Source organism: Paraburkholderia sp. 40 (genome assembly GCF_050434105.1).
Classification (GTDB): domain Bacteria; phylum Pseudomonadota; class Gammaproteobacteria; order Burkholderiales; family Burkholderiaceae; genus Paraburkholderia; species Paraburkholderia tuberum.
In genome coordinates this window covers 340,768-356,096 of record NZ_JBNPVY010000003.1, presented here as the reverse complement: position 1 = coordinate 356,096, position 15,329 = coordinate 340,768, and the positions used below count along the sequence as shown (strand labels likewise).

11 protein-coding genes and 4 pseudogenes are annotated in these 15,329 nt (G+C 59.5%); 5 read left to right on the top strand and 10 right to left on the bottom strand.

Annotated features, from left to right (window positions below; translation table 11 throughout):
• Window positions 1–105 precede the first annotated feature (105 nt).
• Both OKW28_RS17005 and OKW28_RS17000 read left to right on the top strand, forming a co-directional pair.
• The gene (locus OKW28_RS17005; RefSeq protein ID WP_429447462.1) at window positions 106–660 is read left to right on the top strand and encodes a hypothetical protein; all 555 of its coding nucleotides are present in this window, start codon (window positions 106–108) and stop codon (window positions 658–660) included.
• Complete coding sequence (locus OKW28_RS17000) at window positions 657–797, top strand: hypothetical protein (protein ID WP_429447460.1); 141 nt, start codon at window positions 657–659, stop codon at window positions 795–797. The genes OKW28_RS17005 and OKW28_RS17000 overlap by 4 nt, the downstream gene beginning before the upstream one ends.
• A 53-nt stretch (window positions 798–850) precedes the next feature.
• Here the strand turns inward: OKW28_RS17000 and OKW28_RS16995 are convergent, their stop codons facing one another.
• The 3 genes and pseudogenes from OKW28_RS16995 to OKW28_RS16985 form a co-directional block, all read right to left on the bottom strand.
• A complete protein-coding gene (locus OKW28_RS16995) occupies window positions 851–1,105 on the bottom strand; it encodes a hypothetical protein (protein WP_429447458.1) in 255 nt (84 codons plus the stop codon).
• Window positions 1,106–1,403: 298 nt separating this feature from the next.
• Window positions 1,404–2,565, bottom strand: a pseudogene (locus OKW28_RS16990) (IS30 family transposase).
• Between the two features lie 220 nt (window positions 2,566–2,785).
• Window positions 2,786–4,003 carry a hypothetical protein gene (locus OKW28_RS16985; protein WP_429447457.1) on the bottom strand — a complete coding sequence of 406 codons (1,218 nt, stop codon included), beginning with the start codon at window positions 4,001–4,003 and terminating at the stop codon, window positions 2,786–2,788.
• Window positions 4,004–4,498: 495 nt separating this feature from the next.
• On the opposite strand from OKW28_RS16985, the pseudogene OKW28_RS16980 reads away from it, so the two are divergent.
• Window positions 4,499–4,729: pseudogene (locus OKW28_RS16980) on the top strand (LysR substrate-binding domain-containing protein); the annotation flags it as partial.
• 120 nt (window positions 4,730–4,849) lie between these two features.
• Here OKW28_RS16980 and OKW28_RS16975 read toward each other — a convergent pair.
• From OKW28_RS16975 to OKW28_RS16960, 4 genes and pseudogenes are all read right to left on the bottom strand, one after another.
• Window positions 4,850–6,070: a hypothetical protein gene (locus OKW28_RS16975; RefSeq protein ID WP_429447455.1), complete on the bottom strand. Its 1,221-nt coding sequence runs from the start codon at window positions 6,068–6,070 to the stop codon at window positions 4,850–4,852.
• A 494-nt stretch (window positions 6,071–6,564) separates the two neighbouring features.
• Entirely contained in the window at window positions 6,565–6,831 is a 267-nt protein-coding gene (locus OKW28_RS16970; protein WP_429447454.1) for a hypothetical protein, read from the bottom strand.
• Window positions 6,832–7,332: 501 nt separating this feature from the next.
• Window positions 7,333–7,743 (bottom strand): hypothetical protein, encoded by a 411-nt coding sequence (locus tag OKW28_RS16965; RefSeq protein ID WP_429447452.1) that lies wholly within the window; start codon window positions 7,741–7,743, stop codon window positions 7,333–7,335.
• Between the two features lie 371 nt (window positions 7,744–8,114).
• Window positions 8,115–8,621: pseudogene (locus OKW28_RS16960) on the bottom strand (helix-turn-helix domain-containing protein); the annotation flags it as partial.
• Between the two features lie 102 nt (window positions 8,622–8,723).
• On the opposite strand from OKW28_RS16960, the pseudogene OKW28_RS16955 reads away from it, so the two are divergent.
• Window positions 8,724–8,854: pseudogene (locus OKW28_RS16955) on the top strand (IS110 family transposase); the annotation flags it as partial.
• Between the two features lie 390 nt (window positions 8,855–9,244).
• Here OKW28_RS16955 and OKW28_RS16950 read toward each other — a convergent pair.
• From OKW28_RS16950 to OKW28_RS16940, 3 genes are all read right to left on the bottom strand, one after another.
• Window positions 9,245–10,414: a hypothetical protein gene (locus tag OKW28_RS16950; protein WP_429447451.1), complete on the bottom strand. Its 1,170-nt coding sequence runs from the start codon at window positions 10,412–10,414 to the stop codon at window positions 9,245–9,247.
• A gap of 1,025 nt (window positions 10,415–11,439) precedes the next feature.
• A complete protein-coding gene (locus tag OKW28_RS16945) occupies window positions 11,440–12,501 on the bottom strand; it encodes a YncE family protein (protein ID WP_429447449.1) in 1,062 nt (353 codons plus the stop codon).
• Window positions 12,498–13,763 carry an MFS transporter gene (locus OKW28_RS16940; RefSeq protein ID WP_429447447.1) on the bottom strand — a complete coding sequence of 422 codons (1,266 nt, stop codon included), beginning with the start codon at window positions 13,761–13,763 and terminating at the stop codon, window positions 12,498–12,500. Before OKW28_RS16940 ends, OKW28_RS16945 begins: the two co-directional genes overlap by 4 nt.
• An 863-nt stretch (window positions 13,764–14,626) precedes the next feature.
• Between OKW28_RS16940 and OKW28_RS16935 the strand changes: the two genes are divergently transcribed.
• Window positions 14,627–15,043, top strand: coding sequence for a cupredoxin domain-containing protein (locus OKW28_RS16935; RefSeq protein WP_429447445.1), 417 nt, complete (start codon window positions 14,627–14,629; stop codon window positions 15,041–15,043).
• The last annotated feature ends 286 nt before the right edge of the window (window positions 15,044–15,329 follow it).

The following is a 15,329-nucleotide window of genomic DNA, read 5'->3' as shown; positions in this document are numbered from 1 at the left end:
GCGTCAAAATGTGGAATGCGCCGCTCTCGCGATGCGTCTGCCAGCTTTCGCGCAATCGGCTACTGCATCGATCGAGACAAGCCATCCGGAGCGAGGAAAAGGATCATGCAGAGCGCGATTCGGCGGCATTGCCTGAACGTTGTCGCGCTGGCGACCTATCTCGCGTTGGCAGCCGTCAGTACGAGTCTGACTGGCTGCAGTTCACTTTACAGTGAAGGCGCCACTGCGGGTGCCGGTATCGCCGGGGCGGCCATCGCCGGCACGGTGACCAACAACGCGGCCGTTGCCACCGGCATCGGCCTCGGCGCAGTGGCCGCTGCCCGAGCCGGCGTGCAGTACTCGGAACGCGTGATGCACGCGTATACGCAGGCGCAGATTGCGGCCGCGGCGGGACCGCTCGCGGTCGGCGCCGTGGCACCCTGGTTCACCAGGCACAGCGTACCGATCGAGCCAGACGAAAAAGGCCGCGTGACTGTGAGCCGGGAGATTAGTACCGGTATGCTCGACTGCAAGGAGATTGTCTTTTCCGTCGATACCGATGCGAAGAAGGATCAGCCCGCGACCAGTTCGTTCTACATCGCTGCGGTGTGCCGTGATGGCGATGACTGGAAATGGGCCTCGGCGGAACCGGCCACGGCACGCTGGGGTGCGCTGCAATGAAGCGCCGCCTTGATGCGATGCTTGCGGCCGGCGTTGTGGCGAGTTTGACGGTAATGATGAGTAGCTGCGCGTCGATCGGCAACGTAACGGTCGACCCGCCGTCGCAGTCCTCTCGCGCGCTGACCGTGATGATGTAGCCTCGGTGCACCTGTTGCTCTTCCATGGCCAACTCCAGACAACAAATGCGATGTTATTCAGCGATGCCGGCGAGGTCTTCGATGTCGTTTTCAATACGTCCTCGCGCTTCAACCGCCGCTTCCTCCGTAGTTTTTGCGATCAGTGGGAAAACCAGTCCGTTCCCTTTGAATGCGCCGGCGAAATGGACCCATGCCGCGTAAGAACATACGCCGGATTCGAGCCGACAAATATTCAGAACTACATCATAGGTACGCTGCAGTCCCTGTCGACGCGCGTATTGAAATCTGTACACCTCGGTATCAGGCATGACGACCTCTTCCGCATTTTAAGCCTTAAGGGAAGGTTGCTACGTAGCGACGAAGATCTGCGCTCGTCGCTCGGCATAGCGCGGCTTCCTCCGTTCATACGAGGTTACGCCCTTCCGTATAGGTTGCGAAGGCACGGTCAGCGCGCCGCACAATTACGTTGACCGGGCCGCTCGGCAACGGTGCACTGGCGTCACTTGATCGCCGACGGGGGCGATTGGGTTCGTCCGTACCCGGCCAGGAAGCGTCGTTCGCCCGCACCGTCGCCCGGACATTCAGGCGTCGGTTACACCGGCGGATTCAACCGGTCGATGCAATAGTTCGATGGAACCGTTCAGCCGGCGTTTCGTAATCCAATGTCTTCCTTGGACGCTCGTTCAGCCTTCGAGCCACGGCATTGAGTTTGGCCTGTGAGTAGACCGACAGATCGATGCCTTTCGGGGAAGTATTGTCTCAATAGGCCATTGGTGTTTTCATTCGAGCCCCGTTGCCAGGGGTGTTTCGGATCGCAGAAGTACACGGCAATGTCGGTGGCAATGGTGAACCGTTTATGGTTCGCCATCTCTGATCCCCGATCCTACGTAAGCGATTTATACAGTTCCTTCGGCAGCTTTCCAGCATGTCTGATGAGCGCATTGACTACTGTTTCGCTGTCCTTGCTGGCGATCTTCACCAGCATCACATAGCGCGTCTGACGCTCGACAAGCGTTGCAATCTGGCTACCGCCACTGCCACACAGGAGATCGCCTTCCCAGTGTCCCGGCACCGCGCGATCTTCCACGGTGGCGAGGCGTTCACTGATTGATACCGCTTCGCGGATTCTGCCGTGGTCGTCCGTTTTCTGCGTGTGATGGCGCGAGCGACGCATGGCCCGGGTGCGCCGTAGATGCTCCAGCAGTTCTTTCTTCAGTGCACCCCGTGCCTGAATGAAAAGACTGCGGTAGATGGTCTCGTGTGACACGCGGTAGTCCTCGTTGCCCCGCCAGGCTCGTTTGAGCCATCCAGCAATCTGCTGGGGCGACCACTGCAACTGGAGCTTGTTGGCCACGATATGGGCCAGCGTCCGGTGCTCGACCAGTTTGCAGACTTTCGGGCGCAGCGACCGATCCCATGCCAGCTGGTCGGCGTGGCTGGCCCGATAGCCGCCCTGCCCACTGTTGCGCTTGATCTCGCGACAGACCGTGGACGGTGATCGCGACAGTCGCCGGGCGACTGACTGAATCGAATCACCCGCGACGAGGCCTCGCGAAATCTCCTCGCGTTCGGCAAGCGTCAGCGCCAGCCTGGATCGCTGGCGGGGTGCAGGCTGGATTCCTCCAGTTTGCGCCAGAATTCCCTGTACTGACGAGTGATTGCGGTCAAATAGCTGGGCGATGTGCTGCAACGACTCGCCTTTGCGCCAGCGTTCCCACATCAATGCCTTCTGGCTTTCGCTGTAATAGATCCGGCGCCTCTGTTTCATTTGCAACACTCCCGCCGCTCATGCGACGTTCATTGTGTTGCATCGACCGGTTGAATCCGCCAGGCCCGTCAGCCGATCGACGGTTCTGGCCGGCAACCGACTCATGCGCTTCGGTGCGCAGCTTCAACCTCGCCAGGCTGCCATCGGCAGCACGCGATATGTAACCGACGGCGAGTTCCAGCATCGCCGTCAGGCATTCATTTACGTCGACGAGAAAAGCTCAGGGTGCGTATCGCGACGCGTAGCTCGCAGCACGCGCAGCCAACTGTGCTTGTCGTTCCGCCGCAGTAACGTACTTTGTCGTCGCGGGGAGAATAGTCCGAACGTCACTGAGCTTCACAAGCTGGGCTGATGCCGATGGTCCCTGCGAAGCGGGTGTCGCGGGTAGTCCCTGCCAGCGCGGGTTGAGGAAGCCCTGGTGCAGACCTGCAGTGTCGACCCAGTTGTAGACGCCAGGGTCTTTGGGGGATATCACGAACGTGTACGTGCCATCCGGATTGGGTACCGCTTGGGTGTTGTTCAACGTCTGAGTGTGGTTGATGTAGTCGGTCGTGATCGTCCACCGTCCATAGGCCGGCGCGATGAAGTATTTTGCCCCGCCGAGGTTGACGTTGAGAACAAGCGCTTCGTCATCGGCAAGCTGGAATGCAGCATATGACGCCGCCTGGTTGGCGAGGCGCCCCCCGGTGCCGCCAAGCGATGGCGCGGGGAGCGTATTGGCAGGCTGAGCGTACGCAAGGGTGTTGTAGGCAATAAAGGGCGCAGCCGCAGCCGAAGTTTGTAGTGTCGCTGCCAGGGTCGTGGCGAGCGCGTCAGCACTTTGGGATTGCGTCGAGGCGGACGGGGTCCGCTTTATCGCCAGACTGTTGAACTGTTGGACTCCCCATTCGTTGATCGTATCGCGCACGAAGATAGACGCGGCTCCCGAGACGAGCTGGATCTGGTTGCCGCCTCCGGTTGGCGACGAGTTAGCGTTAATGAAGAAACTGCCGTCCGCGTTGGTGCCGAGCTGATCGCCGGCGAGGTTGGAGAGCGTTGCGTTGGTGCTGCTATAGAGGCTGAAATTGAAATCGACAGGCTTTTGCCCGTGCACTTTTCCGGTGATGACGTAGCTCGACGCAGGGTCAACCGGGATGCTGCGGTATAGGGTGTCCGGGTTATCAAATGTTGTCCGCGATCCGGGCACGCTCATTCCGTACCAGTTGTGCGGGGCTGCTAGAAACGAAACCACCTTCGGGTCGTTGGCATTGCCCGAAGCAAGCGATAGCGCGAAGGCGAACACACTCTCATCTACAGCCTCATCGAGATTTGCCAACGCCTCATCCGGTACGCCACCGGTTGTTTGCGCAGCCGCTAGCCACTTTGCTTTAAGCGTGGCTTTCGCCGCAATCACAGCGGGCGACTGAACAACAGTGATTGCAAGTTTTTCGGCTGCCAACTGATCCGTGCTCGCCAAAGGGTTTGGGCTATCCGCAATACTGCTTCCTCCACAGGCATCCAGGACGAATGGGAGTGCGGCCAAGGCTATCAAACGTCGGTTGAACATGTTGAGCGTGTGTAAGTTATTGGAATGCTTGAGCGCACAATCTATAGGGCGTTGAAAAGCGGCGGAACCAAGAAAAACGAATATGGAAAGTCTTTCTTCGGCTATGCCGCGTGCTTTCGAACCAGGAGCTCGGCGTAGACGCCATTGTTCGGTCGTGTCCTCGGAGAAGGAGACAATCAGTTTCTAGGAGGGGCGTCTCTGGCCAAAAAGGATTCGATAAGCGGCCGCACCTGCCCGGCGTCCGAGCGCAATGGGAACGCTGATTCGCAGCGTCCCAGTCGACGTCGCGCTTCGCGCAGCCATTGCCGTCTCGGTCTCTTCGAGGTCTTCGAGGATTCGGGCGCGGCGAGGAGCCGGGCAGCTCCACCCTAATCTTTCGTCCCGGCCATGCCAGACTTTTTTGCGCGTTATCCCGACGTCCAGGTCGAGTTGAGCGTCGGTAACCGGTCGGTCGATCTGATTGCCGAGAACCTCGACTGTGTGCTGCGTCTCGAGCCGTTACTCAGCGACTCGCTGATCGCGCGCTCGGCCGGTACGCTGCCGCGCTTGACCTGCGCGTCGCCCGCCTACATCCAGCGCCACGGCCTGCCGCGCGAGCCCGCCGACCTCGTGCAAGGTCATACGATCGTCCGTATTCGTCGAGTGGGCAATCGAACTTCTCAGGGCAAGCGAACCCGCCTGATTCCTCGCGTCGTTACGCTTCGCGCGGTGGCGTCCTGGTCGACGCGGATCTGCGGATCACTTAGCGGCGAATACCGACACCCCGCCGTTGACGAACCCGTTTGCCGCGCAACTCGGACACCCCGCCGGCGATGTCGCCGAAGAGTATGGAACGAAGATGAGCCCGGTCGCCGGGTCGATCGCAACCGAATGTGCGTTATTCCCCGTGTTCAGGCGGGTAACGACACTGCGGTTGCTGGCGTCGACGATAGTCAACACGGGTGTGCATGGCGATGCCGTCGAGCAGGCGCCGTTCGTCGACGCATTGCCAGAAGACGTCCAACGGCTCGCCGCGTTGTAATAGCGATTGGTGGACGGATCATATTCGAGTTGATCGCCGCCGCCCGCGTTCAGGGACGCCAGAAGCGCGCCGTTCGAACGGTCAAGAATCTGTATGAGCAAGGGCGCGCCAGTCGTCCCTTCCCTGCAACCAACCGCGATATCGTTTCCCGGTCCGAGTGCCAGCCCAGTAGGATCGCAATTGCCTTCGGGGTACATCGCGACGCCCGCAAGGGTCGTGTAGTTCTGCGTGCCGGCGTTCGGTATCGCGCGAATGGACGCCCCTGGCAATTTCACCAGTTCGCCATGAGGATTCGCCGTGCTTCCGTCGACGTTCACATAGAAGTTGTCGCTGGCGGCATCGTACCGGCAGGCTTCGAGGCCCGCGGTGGGCTTGCCTGCGCTGTCGGTGAACGTCACTTTGGCGACGACGGTCTGCGTGGCCGTGTTGATGAATGTGGCGAACGGGGGCGTCTCTTCGGGGCTCGAGATCATAAAGATGCCGTGTGTGGGATCCAGACACCCTTCGTCTGCGCGCACGCCCGTCGTGCTGACCGTGATTTTGCTTGTCACGACGCCAGCAGCGGGATCGACCACCTTCACCGAGTTCACGTCGCCCACGTAGATGAGGTTGCCGACAGGGGTCGCGCCGTCCGGACCGGCCTGCGAATTCGGCCCGGGGCCAAGCCCCGTGAACGCGAGAGGACCGCTTCCCTGGATGGTCTTGACGAAGCTCTTCGACGCTATGTCGATTTCATCCAGAGATGCGTTATTCCTGTCGGTGAAAAAGTATCGGCTACCCGAAACGACACCGATATCGAATGAGAAGTTGACGCCTGCCGTGATGTTTGGGACGGCGATGTCCGCTACATGATGCGGCCCGCTAACGTCGAGATGATCTCCACCACCACAACCTGCAATCGCGATAGCCGCAGATGTCGCCAATGCATTCGTCCACATGTGTCTCGGCATCGTACACCTCCCCTCATCGTCGTCGGAATAGACCTACCTCGAGCGCGTGCCGAAAGAAATAATGGACGCCGCTATAGCTTAGGTATTTCGTTAAACAGTGATCCTTATCGTTTTCCCAGGTAGTATTTGTCGTTCTTCAGATTTCCATAAGATTCGACCGTGGAAGCATCCGTGATCTACGGGGAAACGCACAGCATCTCTAACGTACATTCTTGGCAGCCAACCGCTGCCTTTTGGAAATTCACAGTAACGCGAACGAATTGCAACGCGACAGCCTCAGGCTTCCGCCGTTCACGCCAGGCCGAACTGTATGAACATTCGCGATGGGACGGGGATAGCTCCTTGCACAAACAGCAAGCCGTGTACCCGGCCGATCCATTCCCGAACCGGCACCACGGCGCCCCACGGCGATCGCGGATCACCCTGCAAGCCACAACTGCGCGTCGCGACCAGCCGTCCCGGGTCTGACGTTTAATCGCAAGTTATGGCGTTCGCGTCGGCACGTTGCCGGGCGCGCCTCGATTGTCTGGCTGTGACTGGGCTCCCGGACGGTTTGCCCCACGATCCTGGCGCGCACTGTTGTCGCCCGAAGCGTTCTTCTTCGTCGGCGCGCTCTCCGATGCTAGACGATTTAGGGTTTGCAATTGCAGCAGCTTTAAAAGCCGGTCGTTTGTTGCTGCATTGCCCGTACCGGCCAGGCCGCATCCGCATACCAGGCCAATCGTCAGCGTCCATCTGATCAGAGTCATTGTCCTCTCCATCGGTCCAATCCTGGAGGCGCACAATACGTGTGGTTCGATGCCTCTTCCTGCCTCGATGCTGCAGACGCAGCAATAAAGCGGGCCGGTCCGTGGGCGAATGTCTACCGTGGGGCTATCTAAAGTTACCTGCGATGTCCGCCCCGAGAGCGAATATCGCCAATCGTCTGACCATGAGTTTCACCTCCAACCTGTTAGAGAGATAAGGAAAGGCCTTTGTTCAACACTGGCGCGGAGCACCGTAGCGAGGCATCGGTGCTTAAGGCTCCGAAGTGCGAAGTGGCGGACTGAAAAACATAACTGACACTCCCCACCGCCAGCACGGCAGTCGTGAACGCAACCGAGCGGCAGTACCTTGGGCGTGACTAGTCGGACGACGAAGGGGATCAGCAGTGATGCGGTGAACGCCGCGAGGCTTGCCGCCGTCATCCGCGTGGGTCATTGCGCCACTTGCCAGCGCAGCACCGGATGCGTCGCGCCGGCAGGCATCGCCTACACTCCCGTCGGACCGAAGTCATACGACACGAACGATGCCGGATTACTCATCTGCGCGGTGGTCAGCCCGTTCGCCGTGGGAATCGGTGTGCCGTACTTGACGCGGATCGTGGCGGCCGTGGTATGGGTATCCCAATACACATCGTTCGCGATCGTGCCTGTATTGGTCCGCGCAATGCCGATCGGCCCGTAGGTCGGCTGTGTCACGAGACCGGTTGCGAACGACTGGTTGATCGTTCCGTCGTAAATGACGACGAGTCCGGCGCCGCCGCACGGCGTATCGGCAGCGCCTCGGCAATAGCCCTGAAGCGTTGTCGGGCCAGTTGCATAAGACTGGCTAATCGTACCGGTGTTGTAGCCGAAGGCCGCCGCCCTGATTGATTGAAGTTGACCCGCAAAAACGGACACCTATGCTTTTGATCAGGAGGTGTCGAAAATGGGCAGGCATCGCACCCCATACCCTATGGAATTCCGGGCTCACATGGTCGAGTTGGTTAAGGCCGGACGCAGGCCCCGGAGGAACTGGAAAAGGAGTTCGAGCCGACTGCACAGACCATCTACAACTGGGTGGCGCAGGCTGATCGCGACACAGGTGTGCGGTATGACGGTCTGACCACAGCCGAACGGCAGGAGCTCACACGGTTGCGTCGTGAAGTCCGGCAACTGAAAATGGAGCGCGACATCCTCTCTTACGCGGCAGCCTGGTTCGCGAGGGAGACGGGATCCATTCCACCGAAGGGCGGTACAGGTCCGGCAATTGGCCTGCCTTCTGAGTCGGTGACTGCTCCCGCCAATCGACTCTGCACATATTTCTTTAATCTCTCGTTCTCTGCCAGCCTGGAAGCTTTCGGACGTTCCGCTGCACGCTCAGCTTTCCACTGAGCAACTGTCGCCCTGTATATCAAAGTACCGCCACGGGTCGCAGCGTTACGGCGCAACTCGCGTGAGATCGTCGAAGGCGAGCGCTGCAGTCTTCGCGCGATCTCACGAACCCCGCAATCCTGTGCCCGCAGCAGCGCGATTTCTTCGCCTTCAGAAAAAGACAGATAGGGCCCCGCGCCCGGCGCCAGTTCGATCGGCCGCATTCCACCCGCCTCACGGAACCATCTTGGTCCCAAAGGTTGTGACACGCCACATGCCAGTGCGGCAGCTTCAGTCTCCATGCCCTGCGCGATACAGTTCCAGAAGGCTCGCTTGGTCTCTAGTTGATTGACACTTGGCCTGCCAGGCGATCGCATTATTGGTCTTCCCGTCTGTTCCGAACCCCAACCCTGTGGTCGTCCCATGTGACACCTCCGTTAGGAGATGTTGCAACGACCGGTTGAATCCGCCCGAAACACCGGCTGAACGATTCCATCGAACTATTGCATCGACCGGTTGAATCCGCCCGGCACAGTTGCTGGATCAAAGCCGTGATGCAACGCCGCCACGTGAGCGTCGCTGCAATCGCTCTCGCGAACAAGACGGCGCGGATAGCGTGGGCAATATTGACCATTGTGACAGCTTCAAGTTGGCATAGCCGTCCTGTAACGCAGCGAGACACCTTCACTCCATCCACGATTGCGCAAGAAGCGGCAAAGCATGGTGAACCGGTCGGACCGGCGCTTGCAAATCCTGATATATCCAGCGGCTGCGTTACGAAGCCAAGAGGCCGATGAGGAGCAAGCGCGCAAACTTCCATGATGGCTCGTGCTGATGGCAGGCACATCAAAAGCCGAATGTACGGACGCAGTCGAGACCTTCAAAATGCACACCGATCTAGCTCATAGGCGGGAGTCCATGTACGGCTATATGATTATCAGAGCCCGCAGAAGTGCTGCGGATATCCGGAAAAACCGGCCTCGAATCATCCGGAGATCCGGACATCGTCCAGTCCGTGAACGGAGTGGCTTTGCTCGGGAGGGCTGTGTCAGTTGCTTATGAAGCGCATCCCATGCGCGCCCGGCACACCAGCAACGATGGTCGTGAACTTGCCGGTCGAGTAATCCATCGCGAGAAGCGAATCAGTGACGCTACCTGAGGTGCTGTAGCCCTGGTTTGCGGGGAACGCGCCACCCTTGTAATCGACGCGGTAGATGTTGTTCGACACATCGTTGTCGGTGAAAAGAATGAACGACCTTCCCGTCGGCGGAGCGAAACGCGTATCGTCGACCTTGAACGGCGTTCCATTCAAGGTACGGTCAAGTACCGACACGCTCTGTTGCGGCGTTCCAATGTTACCGATCGTGATCAGCGAGTGGCCTTCCTGATCGTCCAGGATGACATTGCCTGCCGGGTCCAGCCCGAGCGAATCAGGATCGAGCACGTTCAACGTGCGCGGCGCGCCTGTCAACTTATCCACAGCTGCTCCATTGCCGAGCAGCGTGTAAGCGGCAGCGGTCGTCGTTGCAGAGTCGCCGTCGAGATCAAAGTGTTGTCCATCGGGATCGATCGTAAGCCGTGCGATAACCGGGAACGGGTTGGCATTCGGTCCGGGCGGCGTGGCATTGTGCGCAGCGGTCTTGAATTCGCCCGACAGCGTCACATACACGCTGCCGTTCACCATGACCATATCGTCCAGACCGCCGGTACCGTCGCTCCCTCCCGATTGCGGCATGAGCGTCTTGTTGTACGTGTAGGAAGAGACCGTGCCCGCGCTCACCTTGATCACGGACACCACGGGGTTGCCGTCTTCGTTTGAGCTCGCCCAGATGGTATTGGAGTCGACCGTCACTAGACCATCGACATGCCCTTTCACGGCGAACGTCTTCAATAGGTTTCCATTCAGGTCATATTGGATGACTTCCCCGGTCGTCTTGCCGGATGCCACTGGTTTGCCGGCAGAATCCTGATCGTCCTGATAGCCGACGAAGACACTTTGCCCGTCAACTGAGACCGTCATATCGTCAGGGAGTGATGACGTTGACGGGCCATGCGCAAACACCGAGATATTATAGTTCGGGTCCAGTGACTTGACTCCCGCCGGGAGCGCTATGGCCGTAGAGGGCTGGACGCGGCCGCTGGTAGGAGAGACGCTTCCACCACAAGCAGTCAGGGACAAACTCGAGGCAACCGCAAGTGAAATCAAGGCTAAACGCATCAAGCACTCCTATATTAAAAGGGCTGTCAAAGAATCAATTAGAAAGCGGCCTCATGCACTGAAAATCACTACCGTCGCGGCCTGCCAACTGAACCTTACGTGCCGAAAGCGGCAGTGTCTTGCCGATGAGCAGGCACCTGATGTTAACCTTCATTGATTTCCTGGGAATGACAGTTCTTTTCGATTTGTATTACGTTTTGCTCACCTCAACTTCTTGCACCGCGAGGTCCGCTCAATGAGCCTGCCGCTATCTCGTGCCGCAAGTCGGATGAGATCCGTCGCGTACCTCGCTCCTAGCGGTACGGTCAACTTGTTGTAGCGAGGCCGAACGGAAACGCGGCGCGTGAACGCTGGCGAACTCAGGCGGCGATGCGTTCCGGCAGCGCACGTCACCCTTTCCCACGCCTTAAAGGCCTGGTCACGGGCGTCTCGCTTCCGTTGCGCGTTCGTGTTGTAGCGGCAATGCATGAACAGGTTTGCCACCTGGTCGTGGACCGAAGCGAATCGTTGCAGTTGACGTGCCGACTTGAAGCCGCGGACTCTTATAGACAAAACCGTCCGACCGAATTAAGCGCGATTGCCTGCAGCGCATCTCTGTTGCCCTCGCTTACCTTCGTCCGGAACGGTTCAAGACAGTCGCCTAGCGATCTGCTCGATCAAAACGTTTCAACCTGAATGGCCGCTTTGTAGGAAACGGCCAGTCGTAGTGCTACTGACCCAAGAAACAGGGGATTTCTCTTGAATTCCTACTGCGATCCACCATGCGGCGCCCGCAGCATGGTCGGAGCAACAGAAGGCTTGTCACCAGGTGTCGCGAGCGACGATGGTACGTTTTTCTCGCAATCGCCTTCGTAAGATTTCGCGTCGGGCATCCCGTATCAGTCGGACGCATACAAAGTCATCCTGTCGTGTCGGCCAGCATGCGATCGCTTACGTCGGAGCGGCAGCGAGGGCTGAGGTAGCAGCAAAAGTCCCGCGAGGATTGAGCGCATTTTTGTGTCGATGCTCCTATGTCCGTCATCGTTTCACAGCGACGGCACAATCCGCCGGGGCGCCATGACGCGCAGCACCGGACGTCCGTCGACGTTCTTCAGCGGGAAATAGGCGCGATGCGTTGATGGATCGACACCAACCACATGCGCGTTGGGCCCGATGCGACCTTCGCCGATTTTCGACACGGTTGAGAGACCCACTGTAAACATCGACACGATGCCTGCTTCGCCAGCAACATAGAGCGTGCCCGGACCTGGATCGAAGGCGAGCACATCGGGATCACCGCCAACGTCGAATGACTGGACGACATGCCTGGTAAGCAGGTTCAGCGTCAGCAGTCGGTGGTTGCCTTCGCACGCGACGAACGCGAGGTGTCGTTGCGCAACAATATAGAGGCCGTGGTTGCCGCGTGCGCCCGGCAGGTCGATCCGGGCGACGATTGCGTCGGTCGATGGATCGATTTCGACCAGTTGTCCTCGCGACTGGACATTGACGAAGATGTGACGGGATGTCGCATCGTACTGGGTGTTGCCGACTTCCCCTCCCAAAGGGATCGTATTGGTGCGGCGATTGGATTGGGTATCGATCACAGTTTCAGTCCCACCTGTCTCGTCCGATACATAGAGTTTCCGGGTGTCCGGTGCATATGCCATTCCGTCCGGATAAACGCCACCCTGCATACGTGCGGTGATTTTCAGGGTGGCCTCGTCGATGGCAACAACTTCGTTCGTGCCGGTCGCCGACGCGTACACGCGGGACTGTGCCGGTACCACCAGGACGCCATGAACGGCGGCGATGTTTCCAATGCGGGCGACAACACCTGAGTTCTGCGTGTCGAAGACGATTACTTCGCTGTCGCCGAGGTGTGCGATGAACAGCAGATGCCGGTCAGGGTCATAGCTTTCGTAATCGAGCCGGGTAGCGCGACCCGGCAGCGGGATGTCGGCGACGTGCGTCAACGGTAGTTCGACCGTGGGTGGAGTGCTGGCAGCGGTCGCGCTGTGATGGACGACCAGTGCCGCAACTTCGACCGTCAAAAGAATGACGAGCAACATCGCAGCCCGGCGACGGTTCGTGCCGATACGTTCTTTCATGACGAATCTCCGTCGGGCCTGACGTGACGAAATGCGGCGAGCAGCGAAAGATCGTAGGCAATCTTCAGCGCGCCGCACGCGACTAGCGGAGCACTGAGCCACCCCAGGCCCAGCAATACTCCTGAAAGGGTGGGCGCGAGCGCTGCAGCCAGGCTTCGCGGAACCGCGGTAAAGCTCGCCGCTGCGGGACGCTCCCCGGGCGTTACGACCGACATCACGTAGGCGCTGCGCGTGGGCACGTCCATCTGTGAAAGAGCACTGCGTGCGAGGAGGAGCGCGAGGGTCAGCGTGAGGGAGGGCGAAAACGCTGCGACAATCAGGCATACGCTCGAGGGGATATGCGTAAACACCATCGTGTTGAGCAGGCCGATCCGGCGCGACAACGGCGGCGCGGCCAGTTGAGAGCCGGCGCCAAGCAGCCCTGCCCAGAAAAAGAACTGGCCGGCTGCGCCGAGCGAAAGGCCGAACCGCTGGACCAACCACAAGGTCAGCAGCGAGTTGACGAGAAGTCCGCCCGCAAAGGCGTCAACGCTGAAGAGCAGCGCAAGGCACGTGACGATTCCGCGTGAACCCCCAAGCGGCACGCGCGGCGTGTCGGTCCTGGACTCGCGTGCCGGCAGACGCCGGTAAAGGAGCAGGATCACGAATCCTGCCGTCGCGTAGACGGTGAACATCGCGCGTATCGCCGTGAGTGGCGAAACGCCCGAGTGGACGCTGATCGAATCGGGCAGGCCAGCCGCGAGGGAGCCGACTGCGGCGGACAGTCCGCCGATGAGGCTATATCGTGCAAACAGGGCGGTTCGTGCGTCACGCGTTGCGGATTCGGCGAGCCTTGCATGCTCGAGCGGAAGAAACAGGCTGACATCGCCGGAACCCGGGTTCAGCGTGCCGATGAACGCGACGACGAGTAGCGGCCACAGCGAAGACAGGCCTGCGAAACAAAGACCTGTAGCCGTCATCAACACCGCCGCGAAGAGCAGCAGGCCCCGCTGTGCAAAGCGATTGCCTGCGAGACCCACCAGGGCCGTCGCAACGGCCGATCCGAACAACGTGGTCGTGCTGATGAGCCCGACAGCCAGTTGCCCAAAGCCGAGCGACAGCAGATATCCGGGTAGCAGCACCGCGATAAAACCATCGCAGATGCCGCGCAGTCCACGGGCAACAAGCAGGATCGAGGCGTCGGGGTCGACGCCTTCGGGACGGAGCAATGTAGACAGCCGTGCCCTGACTGCTCGCTTGGCTGTGCATCGAGGTATGCGCATCGTCCTTGCACCATGTGAAGAGTGCGACATAGAGGAGCATGCCATAACGCAACTGTTCGTGACCGTTGACAGAGGTACATGACAACCCAATGGATATCGCTAAGGCCAGTTGCTTCCGGGACAAGGTTTCTGGATATCGAACGCGTTACCTTCAAAAGGTCGCGGTCGATGCAACGACAATCGCCCGAGACGATTTAAAAACGGGATGCGCAACTCTTTGATTGTCCTGTAGCTCGCGAAATATGCCCGACGTTCAGGCCGTTGCTTGGCGGGCGCTGAAGTCCGACAGGCTCCTGGTAGCCACCCTTACGGGTTCCAGACGCGAGATCTCGGGCTGACGTCAAGCGTCGGAGAGATTCTTCGCCGCGAGCTTCGTCACGTCGAATGATAACCGCGGGGCGCGACTGGAAAGTAGCGCGTTGGCGAACCAGGCAGCACGTCGGTGAACCGGGAAGCCACTCGGATCGTTCGAATCTTTTGTGTTCTCCGCCACGGCGCGCGCCGGAAAGCGGCTTCCCACGCGACATCGGGCGGAATATTTCGAAGCCCACTCACGTTCTATTACCGAGGTTCGCCTGCACTGGCGAGCACGGTCCTTCATCCGCGATGAATTCACGCGCGCAATGCGTGCAAGCCTGCTTGCACCGTTGCGTGAAGGCGAAGCGATGTGCGCCGCGAACAGTGGTCTCCAGCGGCCACGACGATGACGAGGGTTCCTAACCATGCATATTGGCGAACGTGCCTACTGACGCGCGACGGTCATCGAGAGAACAGTTGCTCCACTAGCCCCTTCGGAGCCGGCGAACCCGGCACCGTGGTTCAACGCGTCTTGCGGCAACGCGGCCCTTTCGAGGAGAAATATCATGATCGACAGAAACCATACTGCGTTCGTTCTGGCGGCGGTTGCGCTCGGCGTTGTGCCGCTGAGCGGTCATGCGGACGAAACGATCCATGTAAAGCTAACGGACAACACGATTCAACTCGACCCCGGCACAGCGAAGGCCGGAACCGTCACGTTCGAGGTGAACAACGCAGCGAACGGCAATACCGAACATGAGTTCGTGGTGCTGAGGACAGACGTGGACGACGCGCATCTGCCCGTCCACAAAGGCCTGGTTACGGAAAGCCGGTTCAAGAAAATGGGCGAGGTGGAAGACTTGGCGCAGGGTTCGACCAAGCGCCTGTCATTGAAGCTTGCGCCAGGACGCTACGTGCTGATTTGCAACCGGCCGGGGCACTATGAGATGGGCATGCACACATCGTTCGTCGTTGCGCGCTGAGGCGAAGCACAATTGTCCCGTCGTTGCAGCACATCGATAGCGACGCGCTACTTTGCAACGCCCGTGGGAAAGGCTCTGGTCGAGCGGATCAGCCCCTTGATTCCAACAGCCGGAGTTCGACGATGATCAGTCATTCGGCGAGCGAATACCCACCGGCTGCAACGGGTCGGGAGTGTGAGTTCGCGATGTCGGAAGCTATCGCCCGCCTGCTCGACGCCGCTACCGTCGGCAATCCATCACATTGCCGACGTAGAATTCAGCCTGCCCCAAGGTCGGCATTGGCCGA

Bases quoted from the DNA above. Each gene is read 5' to 3' on its own strand.
- OKW28_RS16995 (WP_429447458.1), bottom strand. From the start codon at position 1,105: ATGCCTGATACCGAGGTGTACAGATTTCAATACGCGCGTCGACAGGGA.
- OKW28_RS16940 (WP_429447447.1), bottom strand. From the start codon at position 13,763: ATGCGCATACCTCGATGCACAGCCAAGCGAGCAGTCAGGGCACGGCTG.
- OKW28_RS16935 (WP_429447445.1), top strand. From the start codon at position 14,627: ATGATCGACAGAAACCATACTGCGTTCGTTCTGGCGGCGGTTGCGCTC.
- OKW28_RS17000 (WP_429447460.1), top strand. From the start codon at position 657: ATGAAGCGCCGCCTTGATGCGATGCTTGCGGCCGGCGTTGTGGCGAGT.
- OKW28_RS16970 (WP_429447454.1), bottom strand. From the start codon at position 6,831: ATGACTCTGATCAGATGGACGCTGACGATTGGCCTGGTATGCGGATGC.
- OKW28_RS16945 (WP_429447449.1), bottom strand. From the start codon at position 12,501: ATGAAAGAACGTATCGGCACGAACCGTCGCCGGGCTGCGATGTTGCTC.
- OKW28_RS16975 (WP_429447455.1), bottom strand. From the start codon at position 6,070: ATGTGGACGAATGCATTGGCGACATCTGCGGCTATCGCGATTGCAGGT.
- OKW28_RS16950 (WP_429447451.1), bottom strand. From the start codon at position 10,414: ATGCGTTTAGCCTTGATTTCACTTGCGGTTGCCTCGAGTTTGTCCCTG.
- OKW28_RS17005 (WP_429447462.1), top strand. From the start codon at position 106: ATGCAGAGCGCGATTCGGCGGCATTGCCTGAACGTTGTCGCGCTGGCG.